The sequence below is a fragment of the Caballeronia mineralivorans PML1(12) genome, from assembly GCF_001028175.1.
In the GTDB taxonomy this organism is placed as follows: Bacteria; Pseudomonadota; Gammaproteobacteria; order Burkholderiales; family Burkholderiaceae; genus Caballeronia; species Caballeronia mineralivorans.
In genome coordinates this window covers 108,196-120,659 of sequence record NZ_AEJF01000116.1, presented here as the reverse complement: position 1 = coordinate 120,659, position 12,464 = coordinate 108,196, and the positions used below count along the sequence as shown (strand labels likewise).

Annotated in this window: 9 protein-coding genes; 7 read left to right on the top strand and 2 right to left on the bottom strand. The window is 59.8% G+C overall.

All coding sequences use genetic code 11. The features are described 5' to 3' along the window. Positions 1-106 precede the first annotated feature (106 nt). The 4 genes from EOS_RS18520 (at position 107) to EOS_RS18505 (ending at position 5,882) form a co-directional block, all read left to right on the top strand. Positions 107-469: a hypothetical protein gene (locus EOS_RS18520; RefSeq protein ID WP_063779094.1), complete on the top strand. Its 363-nt coding sequence runs from the start codon at positions 107-109 to the stop codon at positions 467-469. A gap of 456 nt (positions 470-925) precedes the next feature. Beyond that, positions 926-2,215 (top strand): MFS transporter, encoded by a 1,290-nt coding sequence (locus EOS_RS18515; protein ID WP_167348963.1) that lies wholly within the window; start codon positions 926-928, stop codon positions 2,213-2,215. A gap of 20 nt (positions 2,216-2,235) precedes the next feature. Then, positions 2,236-4,653 carry a glycoside hydrolase family 31 protein gene (locus EOS_RS18510; protein WP_047848110.1) on the top strand — a complete coding sequence of 806 codons (2,418 nt, stop codon included), beginning with the start codon at positions 2,236-2,238 and terminating at the stop codon, positions 4,651-4,653. A gap of 41 nt (positions 4,654-4,694) precedes the next feature. After that, complete coding sequence (locus tag EOS_RS18505; RefSeq protein ID WP_047848109.1) at positions 4,695-5,882, top strand: porin; 1,188 nt, start codon at positions 4,695-4,697, stop codon at positions 5,880-5,882. 8 nt (positions 5,883-5,890) lie between these two features. Here EOS_RS18505 and EOS_RS18500 read toward each other — a convergent pair whose 3' ends face one another. Further along, positions 5,891-6,793, bottom strand: coding sequence for a type 2 periplasmic-binding domain-containing protein (locus EOS_RS18500; RefSeq protein ID WP_152693143.1), 903 nt, complete (start codon positions 6,791-6,793; stop codon positions 5,891-5,893). A 135-nt stretch (positions 6,794-6,928) separates the two neighbouring features. On the opposite strand from EOS_RS18500, the gene EOS_RS18495 reads away from it, so the two are divergent. The 3 genes from EOS_RS18495 to EOS_RS18485 are packed head-to-tail and all read left to right on the top strand — an operon-like array spanning position 6,929 to position 11,735. Continuing rightward, positions 6,929-9,082 (top strand): ATP-binding protein, encoded by a 2,154-nt coding sequence (locus EOS_RS18495; protein ID WP_047848108.1) that lies wholly within the window; start codon positions 6,929-6,931, stop codon positions 9,080-9,082. Then, positions 9,079-11,106, top strand: coding sequence for a hybrid sensor histidine kinase/response regulator (locus EOS_RS18490; protein ID WP_047848107.1), 2,028 nt, complete (start codon positions 9,079-9,081; stop codon positions 11,104-11,106). The genes EOS_RS18495 and EOS_RS18490 overlap by 4 nt, the downstream gene beginning before the upstream one ends. After that, positions 11,103-11,735, top strand: coding sequence for a response regulator (locus EOS_RS18485; protein WP_047848106.1), 633 nt, complete (start codon positions 11,103-11,105; stop codon positions 11,733-11,735). Before EOS_RS18490 ends, EOS_RS18485 begins: the two co-directional genes overlap by 4 nt. A 211-nt stretch (positions 11,736-11,946) precedes the next feature. On the opposite strand, the gene EOS_RS48980 is transcribed toward EOS_RS18485, so the two are convergent. After that, entirely contained in the window at positions 11,947-12,342 is a 396-nt protein-coding gene (locus EOS_RS48980; RefSeq protein ID WP_160312511.1) for a hypothetical protein, read from the bottom strand. Positions 12,343-12,464: the final 122 nt, after the last annotated feature.

The window sequence follows — 12,464 nt, the reverse complement described above, 5'->3', positions numbered from 1 at the left end:
GGGAGAACAGCGCTTTCTTAGCGAATTTCGAGGGTTTCCCGATTTATAAACATTGGGTCGTGTTCTACGATCAACTTACTCAAAACTCCGTCTCCGCCAAGCTGCGATGAGTGCCGATCTTTTCAACCATGGAGCTGCCGTTGGACAAATCGAGGGCATCTGCTCGCGCTTGTTCGACGCGTGGTGCGAAACCAGGAACATCACCTCCTTGACGTTCCTGCTGCAGTGCTGGCCGCTGATAAGCGTTGAACCGGCCGCGCTAAGACAACTCTCCAATACCCTGGGCGAGCTTCGGAAATCGCATGGCGGCGCGTTGAACGAAGAACAAACAAAACTGCTGGTCGAATTAGAAGAACGCATTAAAGACCTGCAGGTGCATGCGCCGGAACACTACGCGGTTGATCGTCAGGGCCGGGACCGCGCATGGGCTACGTCGAAGTTACTGCGCCTTTGCAGGATCGAACCATAGCTCCTTGCTGCCGTCGCACTCCATTTGTTCCTGATCGTTGTTCATGCGCGTTGCAAGGCGCGGATCGGATCTGCCTATGTGGAAGCATTGGGCGAACGCACACTTCTTAGCTTTCCTCATCGGTTCAGCCTGCACAACCACCTCGTTAACGTGACAGCGACCTCTGCTCGTCTGATCCGCACGAGTGCGTTGCACAAACGAAGAAAACACTATAAACGAAAATAAAAATGAACATTTTTATGATAAGTTGTCAGATAACAGTTGTCGATGATAGCCCAGTGATCGCGTGAAAACCTCGAAAAAAGCCTCGAAATATATGGTTTTCCCCAATTTAAAGCGCAAACTCAACTGATACGATGACCGATAAGAAAATTGCATCGATGTTCGAATTCGCACATGACGGCCACGCCCGACCGGCGCCAAGGTGTTAGCCACACCAAACGGAAGGAGACAGAAGTGAGAACAATTGCTGGCTTGCGCTGGTGGATTATCGCCCTCGTGTGTTTAGGCACGATCGTCAACTATCTGTCGCGCAACGCGTTGGGGGTGCTGGCCCCGCAGTTGAAGACGCTGTTGCACATGAGCACGCAGCAATACTCGTATGTCGTCGCGGCGTTCCAGGTCGGCTACACGATCATGCAGCCGGTGTGCGGCCTGGTCATCGATCTGATCGGCCTTCGAATTGGATTCGCTCTGTTCGCCTGCCTGTGGTCCCTGGTGGGTTGCCTGCATGGCTTCGCCGGCAGTTGGGTCTCACTGGCGGCATTTCGCGGGCTAATGGGCTTATCGGAGGCCGTGGCGATTCCGGCGGGCATGAAGGTGGTCGCCGAGTGGTTTCCTAACAAGGAGAAGTCCGTTGCGGTCGGCTACTTCAACGCGGGCACGTCGCTGGGTTCGCTGTTTGCGCCGCCCCTGGTGATCTTCCTCTCGCTTCGCTATGGCTGGCAGAGCGCGTTTGCGGTGACCGGCGCGTTAGGGTTCGTCTGGGCTGCGATGTGGTACCTGTTCTATCGATCGCCCGCCGACCACGCACGGATCTCGGACAAGGAGCGCAACACGATCATCGGCGGGCAGACGAGCATCGTTGGTCCGGGCAAGCACGGCATCAAGGAAGTGCTCGGCACACGCCGCTTCTGGGCAATCGCTCAAGCGCGCTTCTTCGCGGAGCCGGCCTGGCAGACCTTCAGTTTCTGGATCCCGCTTTACCTGGTCACCGAACGCCACATGGACCTCAAGGAGATCGCCCTGTTCGCGTGGCTGCCCTTCCTCGCGGCCGATATGGGTGGTTTGTTCGGAGGTTACCTTTCTCCGTTCCTGATGAAGCATCTGCGCGTACCGCTGATCTGGTCGCGCATTGCCGGCGTAGCGCTCGGCGCATTCATGATGATCGGGCCGGCTTGCATCGGATGGGTCGCTTCTCCCTATCAGGCCATCGCGCTGTTCTGCGTGGGCGGCTTCGCTCACCAGATGATCTCGGCGCTCGTCAATACCCTGAGCGCGGACGTCTTCAAACCGGGCGAAGTCGGGACGGCCAGCGGCTTCGCCGGTATGGCGGCGTGGATCGGCGGGCTTGGATTCTCTCTGCTCGTCGGCGCGCTGGCCGACACGATTGGCTATAAACCGCTGTTTGCCGCACTGGGCGCATTCGACCTGATCGGTGTGACGCTGCTGGTGATCCTGATGCGCGGTTACACACGCGAATCCCGTCAACTACCCGGCGATCACGGCACGAGCACCGCCGTTTAACCCAACGTCAAAGGTGTGACATGGCAACACTCAACATTCGACCTCGCTTTGCGCTTTCCGGTCATGCCGGTAACCACCTCGAATTGACGGCGGACACAGGATGCGGAATCGAACTGTTCGTCCTCGCCGACGACATTATTCGCGTGCTCGTGCTGCCCGAGGGCGAACTTTGCGGACCCCGCACCTGGGCGATTGCGCCCGGCATGGAAGACACGCCAGTTGAAGGCCGCGAGCGCCGCGACATGAGCGGCTTCAGTGAAACGCACTACACGGTAGTGAACGCAGCGCAGCGGCTTGTCGTTGAAACTGCCTGCATCCGTCTTACTGTCGAGCACGACGGAGGATTCTGTTCGTGGGAAGTACTCAAGGACGGGACGTGGCATCGCGTCTTGAGCGATCGCCGAACCCAGGCGTACAACTTCGGCTGGTGGGATTCACGGGTCTATCACTATGTCGAGCGCCAGCGCGGCGAGTTGTATATCGGACTCGGTGAGCGCGCCGGATCGCTTGACCGCGCGAACCAGAGCTACGAGATGCGCAACATCGACGCGATGGGCTACAGCGCCCGCACGACAGATCCTCTCTATAAACACATCCCTTTCTATGTGACATGGCAGCCGGAAACGGCCACGGGATTTGGCCTGTTCTACGACACCCTCGCCGACTGCCGTTTCGACATGGGCCGCGAGCTGGACAATTACCACGGCGCCTATCGGCATTTCATTGCCGAACACGGAGACCTCGATTACTACTTCATCGCGTCCCCCGGCACGCCGCTTTCGGCCGTGCGGCGCTTTACGTGGTTGACGGGGCGCCCGGCGTGGATGCCAAAGTGGGGGCTCGGTTATTCCGGCTCGACGATGAGTTATACCGACGCACCCGATGCACAGGAGCGCATGGGCGAATTCATCGAGCGGTGTGGCGAGCACGACGTTCTGTGCGACTCGTTTCATCTGTCCTCGGGCTACACGTCGATAGGCGCGAAACGCTACGTTTTCAACTGGAATCGCGACAAATTTCCGGACATCGGCGCTTTCGTCAACGGCTATCTCGAACATGGCGTGCGGCTGTGCGCCAACATCAAACCATGCCTGCTGCAGGACCACCCGGCCTTCAAGGAAGTCGATGAAGCCGGGCTCCTCATTCGCGCCCGCGGCGGCAGTCCTGCGTGGGTTCAGTTCTGGGACGAGGTTGGTGCGTACCTCGACTTCACGAATCCCGCGACCATCGACTGGTGGAAAACGCGGGTAAAGGACAGCTTGCTGCAATACGGGGTAGCCGCCACCTGGAACGACAACAACGAGTTCGAGATCTGGACGCCGGACGCCATTGCGCATGGCTTCGGCAAGTCATGTCCGGCGCAACAGGCGAAGGTGCTGCAAACCCAGTTGATGATGCGGGCATCAAGAGACGCACAGCGCGAACACGCACCGGCCAAGCGCCCGTTTCTGGTGTCGCGCTCTGGTGGCGTTGGCATGCATCGATACGTACAGACGTGGTCGGGCGACAACTACACGTCCTGGGAAACATTGCGCTACAACCTGAAGATGGGCCTGGGTCTCGCGATGTCGGGCGTGTCGAACACAGGGCATGACATTGGCGGGTTTTCAGGGCCTGCGCCAGAGCCGGAACTGTTCGTGCGCTGGGTGGCGTTCGGCATCTTTTTGCCGCGTTTCAGTATCCACTCATGGAACGACGACGGCAGCGTGAACGAGCCATGGATGTACCCGGACTTCACGCGTCAGGTATCTGATCTGATCAAGCTGCGGTATCGCCTGATTCCCTATCTCTACGAGTTGCTGTGGCAGTCGCATAGCGCCTATGAACCGGTGCTGCGCCCGCTCTTCGCGGAGTTTCCCTGCGACCCGAACTGCCTCGCCGATGGCGACGACATGATGCTAGGCGCTTCTCTGCTGGTTGCACCGGTCGTCGAAGCCGGCCAGACGACGCGCGAAGTCTATCTGCCCGCCGGCTCGCGCTGGGTCTCGTACTGGAGCGGAGAAGCATTCGAAGGCGGCGAGACCATCCGCTTGCCTGCGCCTTTCGATCAACCCGTCATGCTGATTCGTGAAGGCGGCGTGATCGCGATGAATGTGGCTGAACAACACTTCGCATGTCCCGCCGATGAGCGCGCCTTCATCGTCGTGCCATTTTCGGGTGAGGGCGTCGCGCGCGGCGGCTGTGTTGAAGACGACGGCGAAAGCGAAGCGTGGCGCACCGGCGAGCAGGGGCGATGGAACGTATCGATCGAGTCGACTGCGCAGACCCTGCATCTTTCCATCGCACGAGAAGGGCGGATGCCGCGAGAACAATCGCATGTGCCGGTGCTGATACCGGCTAGCGAGACGCGTCCGGTCGCGTGCGCAGACGTCGAACTGGTAGCTGAGAAAACGTGGGGCGGCTGGCGCCGTCTGACTGTCCGGGTCCCTCGGGGATGACCCCGTCGACAACGTGTTTATCCTTCAAGAGGCAATGCACAATGAACAAGCAAAAACGCACGATCGTACGCGCGGTGATCTTCTCTTGCGTCCCGCTTTCCGGCGTGACGTTTTCCGCAGATGCTTTGGCACAGACGAGCGTGACGCTGTACGGCGTAGTCGACAATGCCTTCTCCTATGCCAGCAATCAGCGCGGGCATTCGAATTTCTACATGAGCCAAGGCAATCTGCAAGCGAGTAAGTTCGGATTCCTTGGCTCCGAAGATCTCGGTAGCGGTACGAAGGCCATCTTTCGTCTCGAGAGCGGTTTCAATTCGCTGAACGGCGCGCAGAGCAGCGCCGGTCTGATCTTCAATCGGCAAGCGTACGTCGGCTTGAGCAACGATACGTATGGTACGTTCACGCTTGGCCGTCAGTACACGCCGTACTTCACCATGGTCGGTGGCCTGGGTCCCACCGGCGTGCTCACAGGCGCGACCGGTGCACACCCGGGCGATCTCGACGCACTCGACACGACCTTGCGCTTCAACAATTCGATTACCTATGCATCGCAGAATTTGGCGGGTCTGCAATTCAGCGCGCAATACGGTCTGGGCGGCGTACCGGGAAGCGTTGCCAACGGGAGCAATTTCAGTGCTGCGCTGCGCTACGACTACAAGGATTTTGCCGCTGCCGCCGGTTACGTCAAGCTGAAGGACATTGTGACGAGCCCGGCGCTCGGCGCCTTTGCCATTAATTCGCCCGTGAATAATGGCTATGCGTCTGCCCGGAGCGCGCAGCTGATCGCCGCAGCGGCGCGCTACAACTTCAACGACCTGATGGTCGGCGTCAACTATTCGAACGTGCAGTACGCGCCGGGCTCGGGCTCGCTCTTCGCGAGCGAAGCCGTGTTCAACACCTACGGCGTCATATCGACGTACCGCCTCACTCCTGCAGCGATTGTTGGGGCTGGGTACAGCTACACGCGGGCAAGCAAGTCCAATGGCGTGAGCGATCCGGCTCGCTATCATCAGATATCGCTGGAAGAAACCTACGGTTTGTCGAAGCGCACGACGATATACGCGCTCCAGGCTTATCAGCGCGCGCAGGGCAAGGCGCTTGTCGCGGTGGGCACGACTGGCACGAGCATCGTGGACGCGGTAGCTGTGGTCGGCGACTCGCAGAACACATCGCCCTCTTCGGGACCGTCGCAGTTTGTCGGCATTGTCGGGATCAGGCATGCCTTCTGATTGCGAAGTTACTGCGCCTTTGCAGGATCGAACCATAGCTCCTTGCGGGCATAGGGAACCCACGGCGGCAGGAACGGGTTCTTGAGCTCAATGATGGTTCGCGTATTTAGCCTGAGTTCGGATAGTTGCCTCGCGAAATGGCGGTTGAAGAAGGCGTCAAAGCTGCCGTCGCGCTCCATTTGTTCCAGGCCGTCGTTGATGCGGGTCGCCAGACGCGGATCGGATTTGCTGACGTAGAAGCATTGTGCAAACGCATATTTAATTAGCAGATGCTGCTCGATCGCGAGTTCGGGATAAAGTCCGCGGTAGGCGGCAAGCTCTCCGGGCGCCTCGGTTACGCCACGCGGAAACATGTCGAAGCGCCCATGCGTCAGCATGAGAAATAAAGAGTCATAGGTCTCGGCGGTTCTCACCGGGACGCGGTTGTACTCGTATACGCGAACATCGCCCCATAACGCACCCTGGCCGACCGAAAGTGCGCGGAATTGATCCAGCGTCCCGACCTGGGCAATTTTCTCCTGACTGTCCTTTGAAATCAGCGCTACACGGTAGCCAAGCAAACCTTTGTCGATGGGAAACGGGATTGGAATCATGCCCTCGTCCAAGTCCTTGTGGCCCACGTCGCTGATCATGATGTTGATCCGTTTTCCCTTGATCGCTTCCAGATGCGAGCGCGCAACGGAGATGTCGTCCGTATAGGCACGCTCGATGTAAGGGCCGTATTTCGGCGTTGTCCGCCGCAGCACTTCGGTGAGCAATTCGAACGCATACGCGTAGCGGACGAGGTATTCCTCGGATTTTAGGGGTTTCACGATATCCTGCGCGCACACCGTCGAGGTCATCGCGAGCACGGCTAGCCATCCCATGAGGACAATACGCACGCTTTTCTCCCAACCACGGAACGCCGGCAAGCTTGACGGCGTCGCCTGATTGCCGCGACAGCCGGCGAGTCCCTTAAGTTCCTCTTGTTAGCACGTCGTTAGACCGCCGCCCTTTTAGAGAGCGCAGAATAGGCGAGTCAAGAACAAAGGCTGGTCTGAGGAAATATGGCGCTCAACACGTTTGGCGGACTGTGTGACCTGGTTGGCCGCCACCGCAGCAGTGTCGTGATGCGGCTGCTCGCTACAGTCTTTCTGTTCAGTTGCACGGTCACGTTGACGCTGACGGCGCTTCAACTGTATCGCGATTACAACCGGGGAGTGATGCTCATTGAAAGCCGGCTTGCGGAGATCGATGGAAGTTATCGCGGCAGCCTGGGCGAAGCGCTCTGGCGGCTGGACCGGCCGCAGCTCGAACTCCAGCTCGAAGGCATCCTCCATCTGCCGGACATCCGGCTAGCCGAAGTCACGGAGGTGATTGCCAGCGACAGTTCCATGGTGGTCGCCGCCGGAACTCACCCGAATGGCCCGGTCATCGTGCGCAGTTTTCCGATCGTCTACCGTATTCAAGGGCACGAGGAGGCGATCGGCACGCTGCGCGTGGAGGCAACACTCGCGAACCTGTATAACGAACTGTTCAGGACGGCACTAGTGATCCTACTAAGCCAGGGCGCCAATACGTTTCTCGTGTCCCTGTTCACCATCTACATTTTCTCGCGACTCGTCACGCGCCACCTCGCCACGGTGGCGCGACGCGTTGAAAGTTATGACTTCCGGCAGGCGCCGGAAGCCTTTACGCTGCAACGCAGGCGTCCACGCCGGCCGGACGAACTGGAGCGCGTAGTGGCCGCATTCGACGCCATGTGCGCTCGCCTTCATTGCGCTTATAACGACGAGCGGGAAGCTACCGAGGGGCGCGAAGCCCGGCGCACCGCCGAGGCGGCCAACCGGGCGAAATCCGAATTCCTCGCCAACATGAGCCACGAACTGCGTACGCCGCTGAACGGCATTCTGGGGTATGCGCAAGTCCTGGGCCGCGACCGGGCGCTTAGCGAGCGGCAGCGTGACGGGCTCGGCGTGATCCAGCGCAGTGGCGAGCATCTGCTGGCGCTGATCAACGACATTCTCGATATTGCTAAGATCGAGGCAGGCAAAATGCCCTTCGATATCGTGGCGGTGCCGCTCCCCGGTCTTCTTGGCGACATCAGGGAAATCATCGGTGTGAAGGCCGAACAAAAGCAGCTTGTTTTTGTGTGCGACGCAGCACCCGACGTGCCGAATGCCGTGCGTGCTGACGAGCGGCGGCTGCGCCAGGTACTGCTCAACCTGCTGGCGAACGCGGTGAAGTTCACCGACTCCGGCCACGTGAGCCTGCGCGTGGCGCTGTTGCTCGACGGCCGGGTCCGCTTCACGGTCGAAGATACGGGAATCGGCATTGGCGAAACGCAACGGGAGCTGATCTTCGAACCGTTCGAACAAACCGGCGTCGAACAGCGGCATCGTGGCGGAGCGGGGCTTGGCCTTGGCATCAGCCGGCAGCTCATGCGTTCGATGGGAAGCGACATCCTGGTCGAGAGCCGCAAAGGCGAGGGCAGCACCTTCTGGTTCGACCTGGAGGCAGTTCCGGTACCGTCCGTGTCGGCAGTCACTCATGCCGCGTGGGTGGTGACCGGCTACGCAGGACCGCGCATGAGTGTGCTGGTGATTGACGACGTGCCGACCAACCGCGCGGTGGTGGTCGACATGCTGGGCCAGATCGGCTTCGAGATGATTGAAGCCGCCAGCGGCCCGGAAGCGCTGGAGAAAGCCCGGTTGAAGCGTCCGTCGCTGGTCCTGACCGACATCGTGATGCGGGAGATGGACGGACTCGAAACCATGCGGCGCTTGCGGCTTCTGCCGGACCTTGCAAATGTGCCGATCATCGCGATCTCGGCAAGTCCGTCGGGTGGCGATGAACAGCGCAGCCTGACTGCCGGCGCAGACGCGTTCGTGGCGAAACCCATCCACCTCGACACGCTGCTGACGCAGATTGCGGGACTGCTGAAACTGACCTGGACTTACGCGCCGCTTGGCGACGCGCTGGTGGAGCCCACGTCGGTGACGCCGTGCCCGGCCGTGCCTTCTCACGAGATGGAGAACCTGCATCGGCTTGCACGTCAGGGCAACATGCGCGAAATCATGCTGTGGGCGGAACGCATTACGATGCTCGACGAGCGTTATAGCGCGTTCGCCGCTGAATTACGCACACTCGCAAAAAACTATCGGACCAAGGCTCTCGTGCAATTCGTCGAACAACATCTTGAAGGGGGACACGCGTCATGAGCGAGACCGCTATCGACATTGCAGCGGCAACCATGGAGCCTCCCGCGGTTTTGATCGTGGACGACACGCCTGCCAATCTGAGCGTCGTGGTGGAGAGCCTCGAGGGCCAGGGGTTTCGCGTGCTCGTGGCGCTGGACGGTCTGGAGGCGCTGGAGCGCGCGGCGTTCTCGCAGCCCGATCTCATCCTGCTGGACGTCAAGATGCCCGGCATAGACGGCTACGAGACTTGCCGCCGGCTTAAATCGAATAGCGATACCAGCGACATTCCGGTGATCTTCATGACGTCGATGTCGGCGGCTGCCGACGTGGTCGAAGGGCTTGCGGCGGGCGGCGTCGACTACGTGACCAAGCCGATCCGGGTTGACGAAGTCGTGGCGCGCATTGGCACGCATCTGGCATTGCGCACCTTGCAGCAGCAACTCGTGACGCGGAACATGCAGTTGCAGCATGAAATTGCCGCGCGCGAAAAAACGCAACAAGCGTTATGCGATGCACGAGACGAACTCGAGGCGCGGGTCGCGCAACGCACCGAGGAGCTGGCGCGGGCCAATGTCAGCCTCAATCTGGAGATTGTCGAGCGCAGAGGTGTGGAGGCGCGGCTGAAGGAAAGCGAGGCGCGGTTTCGCGCGATTGTCGAGACCAGTCCGGTGCCGCTGTGCATCACGTCCATGCCGGAAGGCGACATCCTGTACATGAACCAGCCGCTGCGTGAACTCTTTGCGCTCGACGCAACGCGGTCTTCCGTTAGTAACATCATCGACTTTTATGCTTCGCCCCAAGAGCGCGACGAGTTAGTGCATCATCTGCGCGACGAGGGAAATTTGCGCAACGCGGAGTTGCGTTTCAGGCGACCTGACGGGACCTCGTTCTGGGCCGTGGCGAACGCGCGCGTGGCTACCTACGGCGACATCCCTGCTATCTACGTGGGACTCTACGACGTCACCGCGCGCAGGAAAGCCGACGAGAAACTGCGAGCGAGCGAAGCGAGCCTCGCCAACGCCCAGCGCCTTGCCCGGCTCGGCGACTGGGCGTGGGATCGAGATGGTGGCATCACGCACTGGTCGTCCGAGCTCTACCGTATTCTCGGTCTCGAAGCGTCGGTCGCCAAGCCGTGTTATAGCGCTTATCTCGCAGTGGTCCATCCCGACGACCATGCCGTTGTCAGGCGTGCGATGCGTGTATTGCTCTCCAAAGGGCAACCGTTCGGCATTGACCATCGCATCGTGGGCCCGGATGGAACCACGCGCATCGTACGGCTTCAGGCAGAACTCGTGGATGCGAGAGACGGGCAGTCGTGGGGTATCGTTGGCACTGTCCAGGACATCACCGAGCGCAAGCGTACCGAGGAGGAACTGCTTGCATCGCGCGAGCAGTTGCGCGAGTTGTCGGCCTACCTGGAGGCGATCCGCGAAGAGGAGCGGCGTCGCATAGCATTGGAGATTCACGACGAGCTGGGTCAGTTGCTCACCGCGCTAAAAATGGATGTCGCGCTGCTCAAGATGCGCGTAGTCCCGGACGCGGAAGCCACCCGGAAGATCGACGACATCCGGGAGCTGGTCGAGAAAACCATCTGGATGGTACGCAACGTTGCGAGCCACTTGAGACCGGCGGCGCTCAACTTCGGTATTGTGTCGGCCCTGGAGTGGCTTGCGGAAGACTTCAGCCGGCGTAACGGCATGCCTTGCCAACTGGTGGTTCGAGGCGGCGAACCCAGTCTTGCCGACGCCCATGCGACGGCCGTGTTCCGTATCGTCCAGGAGTCGCTCACGAATGTATCGCGGCATGCCGGCGCGTCTCGCGTGGCTGTGACGCTTGTCAGCAGCGACGTGGCGCTCGATTTGCGGGTGAGCGACGACGGGCAGGGCTTCGATCCGGAGTCGGCGCAAGGCGCCTATTCCTACGGTTTGCTCGGCATGAGCGAGCGAGCCCGCCTGATTGGAGGGACGTTGCAGATCGACAGTGCACCAGGAGCCGGAACCATGGTTTCAATCAATTTACCGCTGGATGGCGGACGGGAACGATGATCAGTATTTTTATAGCGGATGACCACGCAATCGTAAGAAGCGGCCTGAAGCAGATCGTTGCCACGACCACCGACATTGCGGTGGTCGGTGAAGCGGCGCACGGGTCCGAAGTCGTCGACAAGCTGCGTGCTTGCCACGTGGATCTGCTATTGCTCGATATGACCATGCCCGGCATTAGCGGCGTGGATTTGATCCGGCGCGTGCGGGCTGAGCAGCCCACGTTGCCGATCCTGGTGCTGAGCATTCACAACGAGGGGCAGGTGGTGTCGCGGGCGTTGCGCGCGGGTGCGACGGGCTACGTGACCAAGGACAGCGACCTCGAGGTCCTGCTGGCTGCTATCCGCAAGCTGGCGGCGGGGGGGCGGTTCATCGATCCTAAACTGGTCGATGCGATTGTTTTCGACTCGCCTTCAAGCGACGGGCCTCCGCACGAAATCCTCTCGGATCGCGAGTTCCAGGTGCTGCAAATGCTGGCGGCCGGCAACAGCATCAACGACATTGCCGATGCGTTGTCGCTTAGCGCAAAAACCATCAGCACGCATAAGATGCGGCTTATGCAGAAGCTCGGACTTAACAACAATTCCGAAGTCATTCGGTACGCGGTCAGGCACGGTCTGGTGACGGAGTAAGGAAGTTGAATGGCGTGCCTGGCTTGTCAGGAAATCCTTATAGAGGTTGCAGGATATTCCTAAATCAAATTCCGCTTCTACCGACTGGAAAAACCATCTGAACCAGATAGCATGGTGTCATGCGAAACGGTCTGGACGGATAGGCCGGTAATGGCAAATTCCCTGGGTCGTGAGCCGTCACTTGACGGTAGTTGTTGGTGGCCGCTACGGCTCAAGTGCAGGTCAGTTTGTTTGGTGTTTCCCCGGCGAGTACAGCGGTTGCGGTTACGTTTAGGCGCAAAAAATCCGTCTGTTGTTCAACGCTTGTTTTCCTTTCATCACGATGGCTCTTGGCAAGTGTTCCCACCGTCTCCCGGAAGGCTTCGATGAAGCGTGTCCGGACGGTAGTTCGACGACCCTTGGTGAGTTCTGCGGAGATCCCATGGCTAACAAATCCGGAATGCCACGACAGGAAGAAGTGGTTGACCTCGGCGGCTGGATCAGTGTCTGGTACGACAAGGCGGTTGCCGCGCGGTTCATCCAGCCTCCGTTCGTTCTGGACGATTCGACGGCGGATCGTCTCCAGGGCTATTTTGATGTAGGCCTCACGCCAGGCGATGCCGTTCATGCTTTTTTCGGCGTGATGCATTGACGGTCACGCCGCCGCACGTTGATGCGGCAAGGTTGTAGAACCTTCAGCGGCCCTTGCGCCGGGAGGTTGAGATGGTCAGGCTCTCAGTTCTAGCCCTC